The organism is Chryseobacterium sp. HNCC26DJ240, from assembly GCF_057180485.1.
Window position 1 is genome coordinate 491,932 of record NZ_JBXUGK010000001.1, and the last position, 21,300, is coordinate 513,231.

Below are 21,300 nucleotides of genomic sequence, written 5' to 3' on the forward strand. Positions count from 1 at the left end.
AATAAAAAATTATGAAAAAAGTAAGTTTAGCAATTCTGACAGTAGTAATAATGGGAAGTTGCGGAAAAAAGGAAGAAAAGGTGAACATGTCTCCAATGGAGGTATTGTTGGAAGAATCTGCAGATGTTAAAGATATGAAATTCGAAGAAGTTACAGATGGCCAGGAAAAAAATATTGAAACAAATCAGAATGATGAGGAGTATGCTTCTCTGGTTGAAAATCCTTTTGAACTCACAAAAAGTCAACCTGTTTCTACATTCTCTATTGACGTGGATAATGCATCATATTCCAACATCAGAAGAATGATTAATGAAGGTCAAAAAGTAGATAAAAATGCCGTGAGAATCGAAGAAATGATCAATTATTTTAAGTACAATTATCCGCAACCACAAGCTCAGCATCCATTTTCTATCAATACAGAATACAGCGATTCGCCTTGGAATCCTAAGCATAAATTGTTGAAAATCGGGCTCCAGGGTAAAAATGTACCAATTAATAATTTGCCACCTTCTAATATTATTTTCCTAATCGATACTTCGGGTTCGATGAGTGATGATAACAAATTACCGTTGTTGAAAGAGTCTTTAAAAATACTTTTAAACCAATTGAGTTCTAAAGATAAAGTCGGAATTGTTGCTTATGCAGGAAGCGCAGGTGTCATTCTCCCTTCTACATCAGCTTCAGAAAAAGGTGAAATTCTTGAAGCTTTTGACAAACTTGAAGCAGGAGGAAGCACTGCAGGTGGAGAAGGAATTGAACTGGCCTACAAACTGGCAAAAGAAAATTTCATTAAGGGCGGAAATAACAGAGTTGTTTTGGCAACGGACGGCGATTTTAATGTTGGAACATCTTCTGAAGCCAATCTCCAGTCTTTGATTGAGGAAAAGAGGAAATCTGGAATTTTTCTTACGTGTCTTGGCTACGGAATGGGAAATTACAAAGACAATAAATTGGAGACTTTAGCAAACAAAGGAAACGGAAATTATGGTTACATAGACAATATTCAGGAGGCCAATAAATTTCTGGGAAAAGAGTTTGCAGGAAATATTTATGCGATTGCAAAAGATGTGAAAGTTCAGATAGAATTTAATCCCAAATACGTAAAATCTTACCGTCTGATTGGTTATGAAAACAGAATGCTGAAAAATGAAGATTTTGTAAATGATCAGATTGATGCGGGAGAATTGGGAAGTGGTCACACGGTAACGGCTTTGTACGAAATTATTCCGGCTGATGTAAATTCAGAGTTTTTGCCTAAAGAACAAAAATTAAAATACAGTAAAACTGCTGATCAAAATAAAGTGGCATCAGGCGATGAACTCGCAACCGTGAAATTCAGATATAAAAAGCCGGATGGTGATAAGAGTACAGAAATCAGTCATGTTGTGAAAAATTCAGCTACACAAAAATCTGCTGCAGGTTCTGATTTCAAATTTGCAGCATCTGTCGCTTGGTTTGGGTTGGTTTTAAGAGATTCAAAACTGATTAATAAAAAAGGAATGGATGACATTGAAACTTTGGCAAAACAAGGAATAAAAGGGGATGAAGAAGGTTACAAAGCAGAATTCATAAAATTGGTTCAAAAATACAAAGCAATAAAAAAATAATTCTATAAAACAGACATCTACAAAATTGTCTGTTTTATTTAAAAATAAACTTTCAAATATTATTGAAAATTCAAAAACTATTATTATATTTGTAATAGAAATTTAAAGAAGACAAAATGAAACTTTCAGAAGCCAAAGAAAAATACATCCAGACTTGGGGAACATTCGCAACGAGTTGGGGAATCAACCGGACGATGGCGCAGGTTCACGCTTTGCTTTTGGCCAACGGGAAACCACTTTCAACCGATGAAGTAATGGAGCTTTTGGAAATTTCGAGAGGAAACGCCAACATGAATCTCCGCGCTTTGATGGACTGGGGAATTGTGAAAAAAGAATTCATCAAAGGCGACCGGAAAGAATATTTTACTGCCGAAAAAGACGTTTGGTTTTTGTTTAAACAAATCACAAAAGAACGCAGAAAACGTGAAATTGAGCCGGTTGTAGCATTTTTGGATGAACTGAAAAACATCGAGGACAACGACTCAGCGGAAGCCAAAGAATTCATAAAGCTGATGGACGATTTCAGCAGCGTCACCAGTAAAATCAACAATATTATGGATCTTGCCATCAAAAGCGACGACCACTGGCTGGTCGGAAAGATCACCAATTTATTGAAATAGAAAGGACGTCAAAATCCTTTTTTATTTCGATTTAAGTTTCAAAAATTATTGAAAATATAATATTTACAAAATGTTTAATCTTGTTTCATATCTGTTTTTTCTTGCGATCAGTTCGTATATCACGATTGATGTCGGAAGAAGATGTTACAACGCAGGAAAAACGTATTTGGAATATCTGCTTAATGACAAAAACCTCTGCTTGACGATTAACAGAATCCTTTTGGGATGTTATTATCTGATTAATCTCGGATACATTGCCATCAGTTTGTCGACTTGGAATAAAGTAAATACAATGGAAGAAGTTTTGGCTGTTACTGCCATCAAAATTGGGTATATCACTTTGATTCTTTGTTTTTTACATTTCACGAATATTTTCGCACTTTACTTTTTAAGAAAAAATTTAACCATAAAATAATACAATTATGACGGCAACTATTTTAACCACAGCAACCTACAACTTCTCAGCGTACATGATTTATTTACCGATTGTTATCATGTTGACGATTTTTGTTTCTCAGTTTTTGTTTAAAAATTCAAAAACATTTATGATCGATATTTTTCATCAGAAAGAAGATATTGCAATGGCAACAAATTCACTATTCAAAATTGGATTTTACCTTTTAAATATAGGTTTTGCTCTTTGTATCATTGAGTTTTTCCAAATTGAAACTGTTGAAAGATTGGTCGTTGCTTTAAGTAAAAAGATTGGTGGATTTTCAATTTATCTTGGTGTGATGATGCTTCTGAATTTACTTTTATTTCTTAAAGGCCGTAAACACGCAATGAATAAAGATAAAATTCAAAATGAAGAGGTAGTTAATTCTTAAATTTAAAATTGATTGTTATGAAAAATTTAATCATTCATTTATTTCTCATATTTTATTTTGGTGGAAAAACCAAGAGAGTAACTCCTTAAAATTTTAGTACCATGAAAACTTTTTTAAAAATTGATTATTATTTGCAACTTATAGTGTTGGTTGGATATCTACTTGTAAGTCTTATATATAGCCTAGTTGAGGACAAATTTTTTTACATGTGGATGCTTTTTTATTTCATTGTTGGAGGCTTTCAGTTATTCAGTTATATCATTAAACTTTTCATAGGATTTTGGTCTGATCTTTTTATGAAAATTTATGGAATTATGATTTTACCAATCTGGTTTGCCTTATTACTAAGTAGTTTTAATATCAATATTGATCTCATAAGTTTACTTCCTTTTTATGGATTATTTATAAGTCCTTTTTTTGCAATTGCCTATATATTTTACTGTCGGGATAAATCTAAAGATTATAAAATGAAGCTTTAAGTCTATCAAATTGAATTTCATATACATAACTTAGAATCTACCATTAAAAACTAAAAAATGAATCATACTGAATTAATAAAAAAAGTACAATGGAAAGATCTGAAATCTCTTTCAACAAAGGAAATGTTGATTGAAAACAATATCAGTTTACCTTGGCTTATCATTTCCCTGTTTTTGGCTTACAAAGGATATTATTGGGCTGCACTGCCGTTTTCAGGATTTTATTTTCTGACAGCTTTGAGACAGGTTCACAATGGCTTTCACAATTCATTGGGAACAGGGAAATTTCTGACTTGGTTATCAATGTATTTAAACAGTATTTCAATGATAACGTCAATTCACGCTGTAAAATTCAATCACATCAGACATCATAAATACTGTCTTTCTGAGGAAGATTATGAGGGGAAATCTGCCTCAATGAAATGGTATGAAGCGATTTTATATGGACCAAAACATATGTTTCTAATTCATTGGATTACTTTCAGAAAAGCGAATAAAAATTATAAAAAGAATATGATTTTTGAATTGATTTCAATTTCAGTTTTCATATTTGTAGCGTTTTATTTTAAAATTGATTTTCTCATCTATCATATTTTAATTATGTTCTTCGGAGAATTTTTAATGGCATTTTTCGCAGTCTGGACGGTTCATCACGATACCCACGAAAACCCAAATATCGCAAGAACACAACGCGGATTCTGGAAAAATAAATTAACTTTCAGTATGTTTTATCACATGGAACATCATCTTTTTCCTGCCGTTCCAACCATAAAATTACCCGAACTTGCAGAAAGAATTGATAAAGTTCTCCCGGAATTAAACAAAAAACAAACTTTTTAAGATGTCAAAAATTTATTTAGAAACATTTATCGACGCCAATATTCAAGCCGTTTTCGATTTGTCAAGAGATATTGATCTGCACCAAAAATCAGTTTCAAAAACCCGTGAGAAGGCAATCGCCGGACGAATATCAGGATTAATTGAAAAAGATGAAACAGTAACTTGGCGCGGCAAACATTTAGGATTTTTTCAAACCCATCAATCCGTAATTACACAGATGGAAAAACCTTTCCATTTCACAGATGAGATGTTGAAAGGTAGATTTAAATCATTTAAACATCAGCATATTTTTAAACAAGAAGGTAAAAACACAATAATGATTGATATTTTAGAATTTGAATCACCTTTCGGAATTATCGGAAAGCTTTTCAACAGATTTTTTCTTAAAAATTATATGAAAAACTTTCTCTTGGAACGCAATAAAGTTATCAAAACCACCGCTGAAATAGTTTCACAGTAAAACCCATAAGCTAACATTTAACATCCAAAATAAAATGAAATTCCTGCAAGCCGAATGGCGCAAGCTCGCTATTATCAACTACGAAATCAATCCCGAAATTCTAAAGAAATACCTTCCTGCTGGAACTGAAATCGATTTTTATAAAGACAAATGCTATGTGAGTCTGGTAGGTTTTATGTTTTTAAATACCAAACTTCTCGGATTGCCAATTCCTTTCCACAGAAACTTTGAAGAAGTAAATCTCAGGTTTTACGTCAAGAAAAAAGAGGGAAATGAATGGAAAAGAGGTGTGGTTTTCATCAAAGAAATTGTACCTAAATATGCACTGAGTATCGTTGCCAACTCCGTTTATCAGGAAAATTATAAAACCCGGAAAATGAAAAACGAAATGCATTACAGTGAAGATGACCTGATTGTAAAGTATTCTTGGAAAGAAGACCATTGGAATTCCATACAAATCACCGCTGAAAGTCAATCTCAGAAAATGGAAAACAAATCTGAATTTGAGTTCATCACAGAACATTACTGGGGCTTCACAAAACGCAGAGACAAAACTTCAGAATACGAAGTCTGTCATCCAAAGTGGGATTGGTATCCGGTAAAAAGTCATCAACTCGAAATAGATTTCAAACAAGTCTACGGAAAAGATTTCGAATGCTTAAATCATCAAAAACCTCTCTCTGTAATGCTTGCAGAAGGTTCTGAAATTGAAGTGAGAATGAAGAAGTATCTTAAGAACCAAGTAAAAAGTTAAAAGAATCAGGTGAAATTTTGTTCACAATGTCATGCTGAGCTTGTCGAAGTATCTTAATATTTAAAACCAACAACCATCAACTAAACACCAACAACCCAAATGAAAATAATCATCGCTGCCGGAACCGGATTTCTCGGACAAAACCTTGAAAAATACTTTATAGACAAAGGAAATGAAGTCTATATTTTAACCCGAAATCCAAAACGAAAAAACGAAATTCACTGGGATGCAAAAACATTAGGCGACTGGAAAAAATTCCTTGAAAATGCTGATGTCCTCATCAATCTTGCGGGAAAATCTGTTGATTGCCGTTATACAGAAGAAAATAAAAAAGAAATTCTAACATCAAGAATCAACAGTACAAAAGTTCTTCAGGAGGCCGTTGATCAATGTATCAGCCAACCAAAAGTATGGCTTAATTCCAGCTCGGCAACTATTTATACCCATTCTGAAACGCATTTAAATACAGAAAGTGACGGTGTAATTGGAGACGATTTCTCCATGAATATCTGTAAGAGCTGGGAGCAGGAATTTTTTAAAACAGAAAATGCTAACGTCAGAAAAGTAGCATTACGAACTTCAATCGTTTTAGGAAATAACGGTGGTGCTTTCACCAAATTAAAGATGATTACAAAACTCGGTTTAGGCGGAAAACAGGGTAGAGGTAACCAAAATATAAGCTGGATTCATATCGAAGATTTCTGCAGAGCTATTGAATATATTATTGAAAACGAAAATCTTTCAGGAAAAATCAATGTCACCGCACCAAACCCTTTATCTAACGAAGAATTTATGCGGAAACTGAGAAAAGAAATGAAAATTCCTTTTGGCCTCAACGCAGCAGTATGGCAATTGGAAATCGCTTCAATTTTCTTAGGAACCGAAACCGAATTACTCTTAAAAAGCAGAAATGTTTACATAGAAAAACTCATTAAAAACAAATTCCAATTCAATTATTCAACAGTTGATACCGCTTTTCAAAACTTGATTAAATAAATTATACATTGAATTAAATCAGGTGTATTTTAGCTTACAGTCGTTTTACATTATGTACAAACAGATATGTTTATAGTCAGATAAAACTTACATTAAGTCCAAACAGGGGTGTTTGTATTCAAAATCAATCTACATTTAATTGAAACAAGGGTGTTTTTATTAAAAGTCATTTTACATAAAGTATAAACACTGGTGTTTGGACTCTGACACAAAACTTTTTTAATCAAAATAAGGTTGTTTGTATTTAAAAATATTTCTGTTTGAATTACAACACACTTTTTTGCCTTCGCACAGAAAATATTTGATTTTCAATCTTATGTGCTCTGAATATTCTCAATCATTTAAACCTAATACTAATGTGACTCATGTGTCAAAAAACTTTTGTGCCTTTTGTGGTAGAAAATTTCCGGTTAAATATTATTTTAGCAAAAACTAAACTTAATGTTCACCAAGCCAAAAACGAAAACTCTTTTTCTTTCATCATTATTACTTTCCTCCACTTTTTTTTCACAGGCACATAACGTTTCAGAAGGTTATCAAAAACCGACAGATCCACTTGTTATTCAAAACCTTGAAAACTGGCAGGATTTAAAATTCGGGCTCTTCATGCATTGGGGAACCTACAGTCAGTGGGGAATTGTCGAAAGTTGGAGCCTTTGTCCGGAAGATGAAGACTGGACGAAAAGAAAGCCTGAGCATGGAAAATCTTACAACGAATATGTAGAAAACTATGAAAATCTGCAGAAAACGTTCAATCCGACACAATTCAATCCACAAAAATGGGCAGATGCAACAAAAAAAGCTGGAATGAAATATGTGGTTTTCACTACAAAACATCACGACGGTTTTGCGATGTTTGATACGAAACAGTCTGATTATAGAATTACTTCTTCAAAAACACCTTTTTCAAAAAATCCGAAAGCAGATGTGACGAAGGAAATTTTCAATACCTTCAGAAAAGACGGTTTTAAAATCGGAGCCTATTTCTCAAAACCCGATTGGCATTCTGATGATTATTGGTGGTCTTATTTTCCGCCAAAAGACCGAAATGTAAACTACGATCCAAAAAAATATCCTGAAAGATGGAGCAATTTTAAATATTTCACATTCAATCAACTCAACGAAATCACTTCCAATTACGGTAAAATCGATATTCTTTGGTTGGATGGAGGCTGGGTTCGTCCGTTTCACACCATCGATCAAAGTGTAGAATGGCAAAGAACCATTAAGGTCGAACAGGACATCGACATGGATAAAATAGGAACAATGGCTCGCAAAAATCAACCAGGTATAATAGTTGTTGACCGCACCGTTCCCGGAAAATGGGAAAATTATGTGACACCCGAACAGGCCGTTCCTGAAAAAGCACTTCCAATTCCTTGGGAGAGCTGTATCACGATGGGAGATTCGTTTTCGTATGTTCCGAATGATAATTATAAATCGTCTCAGAAGATTATTGAAACTTTGGTCAAAATCATTTCAAGAGGTGGAAATTATCTGATGAATATTGCTCCCGGACCGACTGGGGATTACGATCCGATTGTTTATGAAAGATTGAAAGAAATTTCCGGTTGGATGGATGATAATCAATCGGCTGTTTTTGCAACAAGAGCAATCGCACCTTATCACGACGGGAATTTTTATTATACAGAAAGCAAAGATGGTAAAACGGTGAATGTTTTTCATTTGGATGAAAAAACGAATTATCAGGCTCCATCAACTTTAAAATTTACAATTCCTGAAAATTTCAAACCAAAATCATTAAAAGTTTTAGGTTTAAAACATAAAATTCAATGGAAAAAGTCTGGTAATTCAATAGAGCTTACTTTACCGAATGAAAGAGCACAATTGAAATATTCAACTGTAATTCAAATAACGCAATAATGAAATTTAGATTAAAATTAATTGGAATCTCATTGTTAAGTTCTGTTTTTATATCAGCTCAAAAACCATTATATAAAGACCCAAAACAATCTGTAGAAGCCAGAGTTCAGGATTTGCTGAAACGCATGACGCCCGAAGAGAAATTCTGGCAATGCTTCATGATTCCCGGAGATTTGGATAACGTTCCGAAAGGTCAATATGCTCACGGAATTTTCGGATTGCAGGTGAGCGCAGGAAATCAGGGCGGCGGAGTTGCCGGACAATTGTTGAAATACAACGCCAATGAAGATGCGGAAAGACTGGCGAAAAAAATCAATGCCATTCAGAAATACTTTGTGGAAGAATCCCGATTGGGAATTCCGATTATCCCTTTTGATGAGGCTTTGCACGGATTGATGCGTGAAGGAGCAACTGCTTTTCCGCAGGCGATTGGTTTGTCGGCAACTTTCAATCCTGAGTTGATGAAAGATGTTTCAACAGCGATTGCAAAAGAATCGAGATTAAGAGGAATCCGTCAGATTTTGACTCCTGTTGTCAATTTAGCGAGCGATGTACGGTGGGGAAGAACCGAAGAGACATACGGTGAAGATCCGTTTTTGACTTCCGTGATGGGTGTAAATTTTGTCAGTTCATTTGAAAATCAGGGAATTATTACCACTCCAAAACATTTTTTAGCGAATGTCGGAGAAGGTGGAAGAGATTCATATCCAATTCATTGGAGCAAAAGATATTTGGAGGAAATGCATTTGGTTCCGTTTCAAAAAGCTTTTAATGAAGGTAAAAGTCGATCTGTAATGACTTCTTATAATTTGCTTGACGGAAGACCTTCGACGGCAAATCATTGGCTACTAACCGAAAAATTAAAAAAAGATTGGAATTTTAAAGGTTTTGTCATTAGTGATGCAAGTGCAGTTGGTGGTGCAAACGTTTTACATTTTACGGCAAAAGATTACGACGATGCTTCTGCGCAGGCAATCAATGCAGGACTTGATGTGATTTTCCAGACCGAATATCAACATTATAAATTATTTATGCCACCGTTTTTGGATGGAAGAATTTCGAAGGAGAGAATTGATGATGCAGTAGCAAGAGTTTTAAGAGCGAAATTTGAACTCGGATTGTTTGAAAATCCCTACGTTTCAGATGCATCTATTTCGGAATTAAAAAAAATAAATCATAAACCATTAGTCGAAAAAACAGCGATTGAATCTTTTGTTTTGCTTCAAAATAATCATCAAACGCTTCCGATTTCGGATAACATAAAAAAGATTTTGGTAGTTGGAACCGATGCTGTTGATGCTAGATTGGGCGGTTATTCAGGACCTGGAAATAAAAAGATGAGCATTTTGGATGGAATTAAAAATTTCGTCAAAAATAAAAACGTTGAAATCAATTATTCAAAAGGAATCGATTGGAATTTGAAACAATTTGTAACGGTTCCGACTGAGTTTTTATCTTCAGAAAATCAGAAAGGTTTGAAGGGAACTTACTTTTCAAATTCTGATTTAAAAGGAAATCCTGCGTTTGAAAAACAGAATGAACAAGTGAATTTTAAATGGACTTTATATTCCCCAAATCCTGAAAAGCTGCAACCCGACAATTACAGCGTTCGTTGGACGGGAAAACTGGAAGCTCCAAATTCAGGAAAATATCAGTTGGGTTTAAGAGGAAATGATGGCTTCAGATTATATATAAATGGAAAATTGTTGATTGACAATTGGGAAAAGCTGAGTTATTCGACAAAAACTGTTGATATTGATTTTGTTAAAGGTCAGAACTATGATATCGTCGTTGAGTTTCATGAAAACAGAGGCGAAGCAAATATTGAATTGATCTGGAATTATGGATTAAACAATTACCAAAAGTATTTTGATGAAGCGTTAAAATTAGCTCAAAATGCAGATTACATTATCGTGACAGCAGGAATTCATGAAGGTGAATTTCAAGACCGTTCTTCGTTGAGTCTGCCGGGAAATCAGGAAGAATTTATACATAAAGTTTCAAAATTAAATAAGCCGACAACCGTGGTTTTGGTAGGCGGTTCAGCAATAAAAACGACGAATTGGAAAGATAAAGTAGGAGCCATTTTAGATGTCTGGTATCCGGGAGAAGAAGGTGGAAATGCTGTTGCAAAAGTCCTTTTCGGAGCAGATAATCCTTCAGGAAAATTACCGATTACGTTTCCGGTTGAGGAAGGGCAGTTGCCTTTGACCTACAATCATCATCCGACCGGTCGGGGAAATGATTACCACGACTTGAGTGGCGAGCCTTTTTACCCGTTTGGTTTTGGAATGAGTTATACGACATTTGAAATTTCTGATTTACATTTAAATAAATCAAAATTTAAAGAAAACGAAACAATTATTGCTAAGGTCAAAGTTAAAAACACAGGTTCAAAAGCCGGAAGCGAAGTGGTACAATTGTATTTGAAAGATTTGCTGGCATCAGTTTCAAGACCGATTCTGGAATTGAAAGGTTTTCAAAAAGTATATCTCAAATCCGGTGAAATGAAAGAAATTTCAATCGAAATTCCGGTAAAAGAACTTCAGTTTTTAGACGAAAAAATGAACTGGATCGTAGAAAAAGGAACGTACAGAATCATGGTTGGCAATTCATCAAAAAACCTTCCTCTAAAACAGAATATTGAGCTGGAATAAAGGGCTTAACATTGGTAGGATGATTATTCAAAACGTATTATCATTTAAAATCTTGTATTTCCTGATGAAGTTTACGTCTTTGTATATCTTAAAAGCTGCATATTTTTAAAATTCTTTGTCTGACTTTGCGTTAAATTAAAAATTATATAAAATTCTAATTCAACAGTGTGCAACCGTTTTCTTTTAGGGAACGGTTTTTGCAACTTTTGAGGCAAAATATTTCTAACAAATCATACCATTATTTTATGAAAAAATATCTTCTACCGGCAGTCGCAGTGCTGTTTTTCAGTTGTAAGGAAAATAAAAATCAGAATACTTCAGAAACCGAAGTGGTGACCAAAACAGATACTTTAAAACTTCCCGAACCCGACGAGAAAGGTGCGAAAAACAAATTCAGCAACGTTATTGGATGGTCTGCAGGAAAAACTCCGACAGCTCCTGAAGGATTTACAGTTACCCGTTTTGCGGAAAATATCAAAAGCCCGAGAAACATGATTCAAGCCTCAAATGGTGATATTTTCGTAGTTCTTTCAAATTCTGAACGTACAAAAACAGAAAAAATTAAAAATGACATCAGCGGAAAAAGTGATGCTGAAGTCGGCGGAAAATCTGCCAACAGAATTATTCTGTACAGAGATGCCAATAAAGACGGCGTTGCAGAATCATCTTCCGTTTTCCTTGATAATTTAAATCAACCGTACGGAATGTTGATCATTAAAGATAAATTTTACGTCGCCAACACCGATGGACTTTGGGTTTATCCTTACAAAGAAGGCGAAACTAAAATTACAGGGCAGGGTAAGAAAATTGTAGAACTTCCCGCTGGAGGTTATAACAATCACTGGACGAGAAATTTAATTGCCAATAAAGATCAGTCTAAAATCTATATTTCCGTAGGTTCCGGAAGTAATGTTGGCGAAAACGGGATGGAATATGAGGTGAGAAGAGCCAATATTCTGGAGGTCAATCCTGATGGAAGTGGAGAAAAAATTTATGGAGCAGGTCTTCGAAATCCTGTCGGAATGAGCTGGAACCCTTCTACCGGAGAACTTTGGACGGTCGTAAACGAAAGAGATGAATTGGGCGATGAACTCGTTCCGGATTATCTGACAAGCGTTAAGCAGAATCAATTTTACGGTTGGCCTTATGCCTATTTCGGTAAAAATGAAGATCCGCGAAGAAAGGGTGAAAAACCTGATTTAGTGGCAAAAACAATTGTTCCGGATGTTCAGTTAGGTTCGCACACAGCATCTTTAGGTTTAACTTTTTACACGGGAAATCAGTTTCCTGAACAATATAAAAATGGTGCTTTCATCGGGCAGCATGGCTCCTGGAACCGCTCATCATTAGTGGGTTATCAGGTCGCTTTTGTGCCTTTTGCCAATGGTAAAGCTTCAGGGTCGTATCAGCCATTTTTAACAGGTTTTATTGCCAATGAAGAAAAAGGAGATGTTTACGGAAGACCTGTTGGAGTTTTGCAAATTGCAGACGGATCATTGCTGGTTGCGGATGATGTAAGTGGTATTGTCTGGAGAGTTGCATATAACAAGAAGTAGGTCTGCCATAATTTTCAGTTTAGTTTGAAACAGTAAGACGTATGAATTAAATGTGGTATGAAATATGTAATACTTGCTTTACATATTATTGATTTTGCTTAAAAGAAATTCAATTATTAAAATTTAAAGTCATGAAAAAGTATTTAATATCAGCAGTTTTAATTGTAGGATTATCTACCACAGCTTTAGCACAGAAACATCCACCACGTCCTACGCCACCACCACATCCTTCAAAAACCCAATTGGCAAATAGCAAAGCGAGCGAATTGGATAAACGTTACAGAAATGAAAAAAGGTTGATTATGAATCATCCGATTGCAACTAAGAAGATGAAAGCCGAGCAAATAAGAGCTTTAAATCTGAGATATCAAAATGAGAAAAAATTGCTGAGAGTGGCAAGATAATTTTATTAAATTTAAAAATAGAAAAAGGAGAATGCAATTGTGTTCTCTTTTTTATTTAAATAAAATTAAAATCATAATAAGGAAGCATTGTAAGAACTGTTTTCAGAAACCTAAAATTTCAATATATTTTCCTTAAATTCGCATAAAATTTTAAACTAATGAATTACGATATTATTGTTATCGGGAGTGGTCCTGGTGGATATGTTACTGCAATCAGAGCGGCACAATTGGGTTTTAAAACTGCAATTATCGAGAAAGAAAATTTAGGAGGAATCTGCCTTAACTGGGGATGTATACCAACGAAAGCTTTGTTGAAGTCGGCTCAGGTTTTTCATTATATTAATCATGCAGAAGACTATGGTTTGAATAAAGTAGAAGCAAGTTTTGAGTTTCCAAACGTTATTCAGAGAAGCCGTGGTGTTGCTTCTAAAATGAGCAAAGGGATTGAATTCTTGATGAAAAAGAATAAAATCGACGTTATTTTAGGAACTGCAAAAGTACAGAAAGGTAAAAAAGTTTCTGTTACAGATAAAGACGGAAAAGTAACTGAATATTCTGGAACCAACATTATTTTGGCTACAGGAGCACGTTCTAGAGAATTGCCAAACTTGCCACAAGACGGTAAAAAAGTAATCGGATACAGACAGGCATTATCTCTTCCTGAGCAACCAAAATCTATGATCGTTGTAGGTTCTGGAGCTATCGGAGTTGAGTTTGCTGATTTTTATAACACAATGGGAACGAAAGTAACTGTTGTTGAATTTTTACCAAACATTGTTCCTGTGGAAGACGAAGAAATCTCAAAACACTTAGAGAAATCTTTGAAAAAGACAGGTATAGAAATTATGACCAACGCTTCTGTAGAAAGCGTAGACACAAGCGGAAACGGTGTGGTAGCAACTGTGAAAACAGCAAAAGGAAATATCACTCTTGAAGCTGACATCCTGTTATCTGCTGTTGGAATCGCTGCAAACATCGAGAATATTGGTCTTGAAGAAGTGGGCATCCAGACAGATAAAGGAAGAGTTTTGGTGAACGAATGGTACGAAACTTCAGTTCCTGGATACTATGCAATTGGAGATATCATCCCGACTCAAGCTTTGGCACACGTTGCTTCTGCTGAAGGAATCACTTGTGTAGAAAAAATCAAAGGAATGCACGTTGAGAAAATCGACTATGGCAATATTCCTGGATGTACTTACTGTCACCCAGAAGTTGCTTCTGTTGGTCTTACAGAGAAACAAGCTAAAGAAAAAGGTTACGAAATCAAAGTTGGTAAATTCCCTCTTTCTGCAAGTGGAAAAGCTACTGCAAACGGAAATACTGATGGTTTCATCAAAGTGATTTTCGATGCTAAATATGGTGAATGGTTAGGTTGCCATATGATTGGTGAAGGCGTTACCGATATGGTTGCTGAAGCTGTTGTTGCAAGAAAACTGGAAACGACTGGTCACGAAATTATCAAATCTATCCACCCGCATCCAACTGTTTCTGAAGCTATTATGGAAGCTGCTGCTGCTGCTTACGGTGAAGTGATTCACATTTAATTTGAAATCATTTATTTTAAATATCAAAACCACAGATTTGTCTGTGGTTTTTTGTTTTGAAATGATTTTTCTACAATGTTTAATATTCGTCATCACAAAATCTCAGTGGTGTTGGTAAAGTTTCAACGCCTTTGTGAGCCTCAAAAGCGGTTAGTGGGTGAAAAAACTTTGTGGCCTTTGTGTTAAAATTTAACATCATAACAAAAATGAGATTTAAAATATTTTCTTAATTTTATCTCTCAAATAAACTACAAATTAGAATAAATTATGTTTAAAAAATTAGCTGCAGAAGCTTTAGGATTAGGAGACATCGGTAAGATTATTCCTGCTCAGGATTATGACAAAGTAGACTCTGACGATTATATTTTATCGGAAGACAATGAAAAGATTTTCTTTTTGATTAAATCCAGAAGAGACGAATATTGTTTTACCAACCGGGCTTTAATTCACATTGACGGTGCCAGTGCAATCGACAGAAAAAGAATTTTGAGAAGGTATGAGTACTACCAATTTCCCTTTTCAAACGTAACTTTGCAAACTGCAGGAACCATCGATTTAGATGCAGAAATTGCATTCAACATCGGAAATGTTCCTTTAATGATCAGTGTTGCGAAAGGTCAAATCGATCAGTTAAAAGATTTATACAAAGCATTGCTGGCGATTCAGCAGGAAGTTCATCACAATCATTCATTGTTGAATTTTTCAAATGACAGTATTTTGAAAGCGATTGGAAGTGTTGCCTCCGGAAAACAGGAAAGCGTTGCAAAAAGTCAGGAATTAAAGGCAATCAACGAATATATTTTCGCTTGGAACACCAACAGTTTCGACAGATACAATCAAAAAGATTTTTCTAAAATTTTTGAGAAATATATTAATAACTAGGATTTCGATTTTATATTATAAAACTAAACCACGGACATTGTTCGTGGTTTTCTATGTGATTAAATGGTATTATAATTTTAAAACATTAAGGGAATTAAACTTTTAAATTCTATTAAGAATCAATAAAATTGATTTAAGTGTCTGGCTTAATGATTTACCTCGGTAACTTAAAAGTATTAGAGATAATTTGTCTTAACAACTTAATATATCTTAATGGTTCAAATTTTTCACTTCACAAAAACATCCGCAAATTCAAAACTCTTTCCGTTAAACAAACCTTTATCACTCAGTTTTAGTTCCGGAATTACCAATAAAGCCATGAAAGACAAACTCATGTAAGGAGCTCTCAATTGACTTCCCAATTCTTTGGCTCGCTGATCAAGTTTTACGTATAATTCGGCAACTTTCTCTGCAGAAAAATTAGTCATAATTCCTGCAATAGGCAATTCTAAAACCATTTCTTCGCTTTCTGTTGCCAGAGAAATTCCGCCTTTAGCTTTGATGATGGCGTTAACAGCTTTACAAATGTCTTCATCATTAGTTCCTACAACAACGATATTATGACAGTCATGAGCCACACATGAGGCAATAGCTCCTTTTTTTAAACCAATATTTTTAATGAAAGCCGTAGCAATCGGAGCGTCCTGATAACGGTTTACCACAGCGATTTTCAGAATATCTTCTTCGGTATTAGATTCTGCAAAACCATCAATTTCTAAAGTTTTTGCATGTATTTCATGCGTAATCAACTGTCCATCTAAGGCTTCAATTAGTCGAATGGTGTCACTTTCCGCTTTAATTTTAAAATCTGAAGGTTGTTTTAAACTGCAGTTAAAATTATTAACGATGTCAGATTCTACAGACTCAATAAATGAATTTCCGTTTTCAGAAACCAATTCACCTTTGATATACGTTTTGAGAATATTAAAATCCTCAGGATTATCAATTTCTATAAAATCTGCAGCGTCGCTGGTTTGCAATAATCCGATGGGTAAATTGTAATGTTTTACGACATTTAAAGAAGAAGCTCTCAAAACATTGTACAAATCGTGGCCCAATTTTAAAGCACGTTTTACATGGTCGTTGATGTGAGATTCAATCAAATTATCAGGATGTTTATCGTCACAGCAAAACATGATTTGATCCGGAAAATCCTTTAATAACGGAATTAATGTATCAAAATTTTTCGCGGCACTTCCTTCTCTGATCATGATTTTCACGCCATGTTTTAGTTTTTCCAAAGCTTCGGTATGACCAAAACACTCGTGATCGGTAGTAATTCCTGCATCGAAATACATTTTCATTCCTTCGCCCATTAATCCGGGAGCATGTCCGTCGATGGGTTTTCTGTGCTTTTTAGCGTATTCAATTTTCTTTAAAACTTCCTCATCTTTGTAAATCACACCCGGAAAATTCATCATTTCAGCCAGATAAACAATTTCTTTTCGGCTTAAAAGTTCGTTGATGTCTTCTGCGTCAATTACAGCTCCTGCTGTTTCAAAATTGGTTGCAGGAACACAGGATGGAGCACCAAAATAAAAATGAAAAGGCACTTTTTGGGCATTTTCAATCATATAATTTACACCTTCAATTCCCAAAACATTGGCAATTTCGTGAGGATCAGAAATGGTTCCCACAGTTCCGTGTTTTACAGCAATTTTTGCAAATTCAGAGGGTACAAGCATGCTGCTTTCAATATGTACATGCGCATCGATAAAACCGGGAAGAATATAGGTCTGTAATTCTTCCTCAATCCTTTTAACAGAAGCAATTTTCTGATTTTCAACCACAACTTCAGCAGGAAAGGTTTTTCTCGCAAAAATATCAATCAGGTTGGCCTTTATAGTAAATGTCATTTTTTCTTCTTAAATAAAAATTCCTATTGGTAAAATTAGGAATTATAATCTGATTTTATTTCACATAAAGCCTCATCCTCGCTTCGTATTCTGGTTTTACTTTTATGAATTTCCAAATCTTTCTGTCGTCTGGATTCGTAATTCTGTAATAAATGATTTTATCGGCAGAATATTTAAAGTAAGGATGATTTTTAAGCCATTCTTCGGGAGCTTCCACCAAAGAATATTTCTGAACTTTTGAAATATCAAGCGGTGCAAGATTTACTAATTTTTGGGTTAAATCTTTATCGATATTATACGTTTCTAAAATCTGTTCTTTGGTGACAAATCCGCCTAATTTTTTTCTGAAACCTACCATCGAACCAGCGGCTTTTTCATCAAAACCAAACTCGATAAGCTGTTTAAATGTAATAGAATTTAAATCTGTTTTTGAAAAATCGGTTTCTTTAAAATTTTCAGATTTTGAATCGTTTTTCATCTGTGAAAGCTTGATGTAAGGTTTCATCTCATTGAATTTATCTTCGTTGATGACGAAACAGTTTTTGATATCTTCTAAATTTTTAAAACTTCCTTTCAGGTTTCTGTCACGGTAATTTACAATGACGTTTGCCTGTTTTTCAGAGAAACCTAATTTCTCCCAACCTTCTTTATCCAATAGATTTGGGTCAAATGTTTTATAATTGATTTTCTCCCGGATTGTATCTCTTTTATATCTGTTTTTAGCAAAATTTTCAGGAGTTTTTGCCGGAAGAATTAAGTAAGGTTCAAGCTTCTGATAATTTTCATCATTGATGATAAAACATTCTTTGAATTTCTCTTTGCTTACAAAACTTCCGCCGAGATAGCTTTTATATTTTAAAATTGCCGAAGCCTGTTTTTCAGAAAAACCCATCTTTTCCCAGTCGTTCTGGGTATAAGAATCCGGATTGAATTTTTTCGAAACAGTCAGTGCCTTTTTATTAAAGTTTCCATGTGAAAAATTAAATCCCTTAGCTTCTGTACTGGTTTCCGGAAGCAGAAGGAAAGGTTCAATCTCGTTAAATTTTTCCTCAGAAATAGAGTAGCATTTTTTGAGCTGCTCTTTAGAAGCAAATGCTCCACCAACGATTTCTTTATATTTCAGAATGGTAGCTGTTTGTTTTTCAGAAAATCCCAGTTTCTGCCACTGATCTGCCGAAATTTCATTGGGATCAAATTCCGAAAGTGGAGTAGCTGATTCGTTTTCAGAGATAAAAGTGAGTTCAGGAAATTTTTCGTGGCTTTTATAAGTATATTTTTGAAAAGCCAAAAGCGTCAGAAGGAGCACCCCAAGAAACGCCATCTTTTGGTAGTACGATTTTTTCATCATTTTGTAATATTCAGATTCGTAAATATTGAATATTTGGTGCTACCTAAAGTTATGAATTATTTTAATTCAAAAACCTATTAAGATGAAATTTTTTTTGGTCGAAAACCTAAGAGTGCCTTTTACTTTTGGTTCAGTAGCCAATGTATTAATCCATAACTATCCACAATGCTTTAGGAATGCGGATGTTTTCTGTTGTCTGGTTTCCTGTATCCCTTATTTTGGGTTGAAATTAAAGTCGCATTTTTGTTTCCGAGTCGATTCAATTCATTAATCATGGCAAAGCATTTACGGTTCTCATTAACGTTTCGGGGTATTGCCGAAGGCGGGGATTTTTAGCACAAAAGTCCAATCGAAGAATGAAAGCTGAACCTTGCACAAAAGTCCAATCGAAGCCATTCAGCACCGCTTTTGGCAATACCTTGTTAGCACTCGTTTTTCTTTCTACCATATTTTCCACCAAGGTTTTTTATCCGTATTGACTTGGGTTTGTTGTTGTCTAAATTGTTCGAGTTCACTTTTCATTTCGTCACTATAAGCAAGTTGTTTAACGGTATATGTTCGATTACTTTTTCCTTCTAAATCAATTCCTAATTTCTCACCTAATTTTAAAATGTCGTCAGAAAATATGTTTTCGTTAATATTCAAACCGTTCTCTTGTTCTAATGGCTTATATAAATTGTCGATAATTTCACCGTCCGATACAAAGAAGTGTCTCTTTATTGTATTATTGTATACAGTAAATCCAAATGAGTTTGATGTCGTCTGAATGATGAATGTTACGATGTCTGTATTCAGAGTCGTTGACAATTGAAGTAGTGCTTCTTCGTCAATAGTGTCAACCATTTCTGGGTCATTAATTATTGTCCAGTCATTGTCTGTCCAAATTCCTCTTATTGCAACTTCGTTATTTGCAAACTCAAAATAATTGTGAAATAAATAGTCGTTGAAACTCTGCCAGTCGTCAAATTGTTTGTCTTGTTTACTGTCGGTGTATTTGAATGCAGTAAAAATTTCGTTTGTTCTGCCAAAGAAGTTTCCCTTAATAGCTATGAAACTGTTTGTCATATCGTGTCGGTTTTAAAATGAGTGCTAAACGTTTTGGGGCTTTGCGATGGTGGGGCAATCGAAGCGCAAATCTTCAATTTTGCACAAAAGTTCAATCGAAGAAATACCTTTGAACTTTGCAGTTTCGCCCCACTGTTGCAAAACCCTTCCTATGTTTGCAATTCCTTAAATTTATTAAATATTAAACTAAAAAAAAGAAAGAACAAATGAGCAGAATAAGATAGGCAAACCCTTTAAGCATTTAAGCTTCACTAACATGATTATCCCTGCTCATTTTCTTGCTCGAATCCGTACAGTTTATTTGAACATAAAGTTCGTGTTAGGATCTTTGGTTGCATTCAAGAATTGTTCTCTCAAGAAAGAATAAAAGTATAAAAAATGGAAGAAAAAAACAACTACTGCGGTATTGATGTTTCCAGCGAGACGTTAGATCTTTATTTTAAAAATAAAGAAGGAATTTTTCAACATTTACAGGTCACAAATACGGTTACCGGATTTCGGAAAATGATCCGATTAGCAGGCCAGGAAACTCACTTTGTTATGGAAGCTACGGGAGTTTATCACCTGCATTTGATTTTCTTTTTGAAGGAACAGAATATTGCTTTCAGTGTTGTGAATGCGCTGCAGATCAAGCGCTACATCCAGATGCATTTGGAACGCAATAAATCAGACAGAAAAGATGCAAAACGAATCTATGAATATGGTGTTGAACGCCGACCGGAAATTTACGCAATGCCCGATACACAGTACTTTGAGTGCCGTTCTTTAAATAATGCGATCCATGATCTGACGAAAGAAATTACCAAGTTCAGCAATCAGATTCACAGCATTAAAAAGTGTCCTTTTGATACAAAAACGATTGAAAAAAGCTTTGAGAAAATCATCAAAAAACTTCGAGAAGAGAAGCAGAATTTAGAGATAATTCTGCAACAGAAACTGGTTGCCTGGGAAGAAGAAATGTTGAAATTTGTTACCAGCGTAAAAGGTATTGGAAGAAGAGCAGCAGCAGAGCTGATCATCTATACCCAAGGTTTTAAAGATATGAATTCGTATAAACAACTGATCTCTTATGCAGACCTGAGTCCCACAGAATACCTGAGCGGAAGCAGCATCCGTGGACGGGTCCGTATCTGCAAACAGGGCGGAAAACAGCTGCGCCATATTCTGTACATGTGTGCCCTAAATGCGAAGAAAACCAATGCTCAATGTAAGACCCTTTTTGACCGACTGGTAGCGAAAGGAAAAAACAAAAAAGCAGCTGTAATTGCAGTGTGCAACAAGCTGCTCAAGATTGTATTTGGGGTAGTAAAAAACAAAACAGCGTACCAGGATAATTTTATTGTAAAAAGTGCTTAAAATGTTTGGTTTTTTACACAGTTCATGTTAGCTGCCGTTTTTTTATTCGATTGTTTTGTTATCTTTGTCATTCAAATATTCAAAAGTATGAACCGTAAAAGTTGTCTTCCTCCTCCAACTGTTTAATATTTCTTTTTTATAAAAGGAGTGCAAGCTGTACCG

At 34.8% G+C, this 21,300-nt stretch carries 18 protein-coding genes; 15 read left to right on the plus strand and 3 right to left on the minus strand.

Annotation, left to right across the window (positions count from 1 at the left end; translation table 11 throughout):
- The first annotated feature begins 11 nt into the window (after positions 1-11).
- The 14 genes from AC2A1G_RS02240 to AC2A1G_RS02305 all read left to right on the plus strand — a co-directional run bounded on the left by AC2A1G_RS02240 (position 12) and on the right by AC2A1G_RS02305 (position 15,513).
- Positions 12-1,607 carry a vWA domain-containing protein gene (locus AC2A1G_RS02240; protein WP_484045329.1) on the plus strand — a complete coding sequence of 532 codons (1,596 nt, stop codon included), beginning with the start codon at positions 12-14 and terminating at the stop codon, positions 1,605-1,607.
- Between the two features lie 116 nt (positions 1,608-1,723).
- Complete coding sequence (locus AC2A1G_RS02245; protein WP_262152314.1) at positions 1,724-2,227, plus strand: GbsR/MarR family transcriptional regulator; 504 nt, start codon at positions 1,724-1,726, stop codon at positions 2,225-2,227.
- 70 nt (positions 2,228-2,297) lie between these two features.
- Positions 2,298-2,642 (plus strand): hypothetical protein, encoded by a 345-nt coding sequence (locus AC2A1G_RS02250; RefSeq protein WP_484045330.1) that lies wholly within the window; start codon positions 2,298-2,300, stop codon positions 2,640-2,642.
- Positions 2,643-2,649: 7 nt separating this feature from the next.
- Positions 2,650-3,054, plus strand: coding sequence for a hypothetical protein (locus AC2A1G_RS02255; protein WP_267265130.1), 405 nt, complete (start codon positions 2,650-2,652; stop codon positions 3,052-3,054).
- Between the two features lie 536 nt (positions 3,055-3,590).
- Positions 3,591-4,373 carry a fatty acid desaturase family protein gene (locus AC2A1G_RS02260; protein WP_484045331.1) on the plus strand — a complete coding sequence of 261 codons (783 nt, stop codon included), beginning with the start codon at positions 3,591-3,593 and terminating at the stop codon, positions 4,371-4,373.
- 1 nt (position 4,374) lies between these two features.
- Complete coding sequence (locus tag AC2A1G_RS02265; RefSeq protein WP_484045332.1) at positions 4,375-4,833, plus strand: SRPBCC family protein; 459 nt, start codon at positions 4,375-4,377, stop codon at positions 4,831-4,833.
- Positions 4,834-4,867: 34 nt separating this feature from the next.
- Complete coding sequence (locus AC2A1G_RS02270; RefSeq protein WP_484045333.1) at positions 4,868-5,587, plus strand: YqjF family protein; 720 nt, start codon at positions 4,868-4,870, stop codon at positions 5,585-5,587.
- Between the two features lie 99 nt (positions 5,588-5,686).
- On the plus strand, positions 5,687-6,583 hold the full coding sequence (locus tag AC2A1G_RS02275) for a TIGR01777 family oxidoreductase (protein WP_484045334.1): 897 nt from the start codon (positions 5,687-5,689) through the stop codon (positions 6,581-6,583).
- Positions 6,584-7,024: 441 nt separating this feature from the next.
- Positions 7,025-8,467: an alpha-L-fucosidase gene (locus AC2A1G_RS02280; RefSeq protein WP_484045335.1), complete on the plus strand. Its 1,443-nt coding sequence runs from the start codon at positions 7,025-7,027 to the stop codon at positions 8,465-8,467.
- Positions 8,467-11,124, plus strand: coding sequence for a glycoside hydrolase family 3 N-terminal domain-containing protein (locus AC2A1G_RS02285; RefSeq protein ID WP_484045336.1), 2,658 nt, complete (start codon positions 8,467-8,469; stop codon positions 11,122-11,124). Before AC2A1G_RS02280 ends, AC2A1G_RS02285 begins: the two co-directional genes overlap by 1 nt.
- Positions 11,125-11,369: 245 nt before the next feature.
- Positions 11,370-12,680: a PQQ-dependent sugar dehydrogenase gene (locus AC2A1G_RS02290; protein ID WP_484045337.1), complete on the plus strand. Its 1,311-nt coding sequence runs from the start codon at positions 11,370-11,372 to the stop codon at positions 12,678-12,680.
- 131 nt (positions 12,681-12,811) lie between these two features.
- Positions 12,812-13,084, plus strand: coding sequence for a hypothetical protein (locus AC2A1G_RS02295; RefSeq protein WP_484045338.1), 273 nt, complete (start codon positions 12,812-12,814; stop codon positions 13,082-13,084).
- A gap of 158 nt (positions 13,085-13,242) precedes the next feature.
- A complete protein-coding gene (lpdA, locus tag AC2A1G_RS02300) occupies positions 13,243-14,631 on the plus strand; it encodes a dihydrolipoyl dehydrogenase (RefSeq protein ID WP_484045339.1) in 1,389 nt (462 codons plus the stop codon).
- Between the two features lie 267 nt (positions 14,632-14,898).
- The gene (locus AC2A1G_RS02305) at positions 14,899-15,513 is read left to right on the plus strand and encodes a PH domain-containing protein (RefSeq protein ID WP_484045340.1); all 615 of its coding nucleotides are present in this window, start codon (positions 14,899-14,901) and stop codon (positions 15,511-15,513) included.
- Positions 15,514-15,740: 227 nt separating this feature from the next.
- Here the strand turns inward: AC2A1G_RS02305 and ade are convergent, their stop codons facing one another.
- The 3 genes from ade to AC2A1G_RS02320 form a co-directional block, all read right to left on the minus strand.
- Positions 15,741-17,369, minus strand: coding sequence for an adenine deaminase (gene ade, locus AC2A1G_RS02310; RefSeq protein ID WP_484045341.1), 1,629 nt, complete (start codon positions 17,367-17,369; stop codon positions 15,741-15,743).
- A gap of 55 nt (positions 17,370-17,424) precedes the next feature.
- Positions 17,425-18,714, minus strand: coding sequence for a helix-hairpin-helix domain-containing protein (locus AC2A1G_RS02315; protein ID WP_484045342.1), 1,290 nt, complete (start codon positions 18,712-18,714; stop codon positions 17,425-17,427).
- A gap of 444 nt (positions 18,715-19,158) precedes the next feature.
- Positions 19,159-19,782: a hypothetical protein gene (locus tag AC2A1G_RS02320; RefSeq protein ID WP_484045343.1), complete on the minus strand. Its 624-nt coding sequence runs from the start codon at positions 19,780-19,782 to the stop codon at positions 19,159-19,161.
- A 378-nt stretch (positions 19,783-20,160) separates the two neighbouring features.
- Between AC2A1G_RS02320 and AC2A1G_RS02325 the strand changes: the two genes are divergently transcribed.
- Positions 20,161-21,138: an IS110 family RNA-guided transposase gene (locus AC2A1G_RS02325; protein ID WP_484045344.1), complete on the plus strand. Its 978-nt coding sequence runs from the start codon at positions 20,161-20,163 to the stop codon at positions 21,136-21,138.
- Positions 21,139-21,300 lie beyond the last annotated feature (162 nt).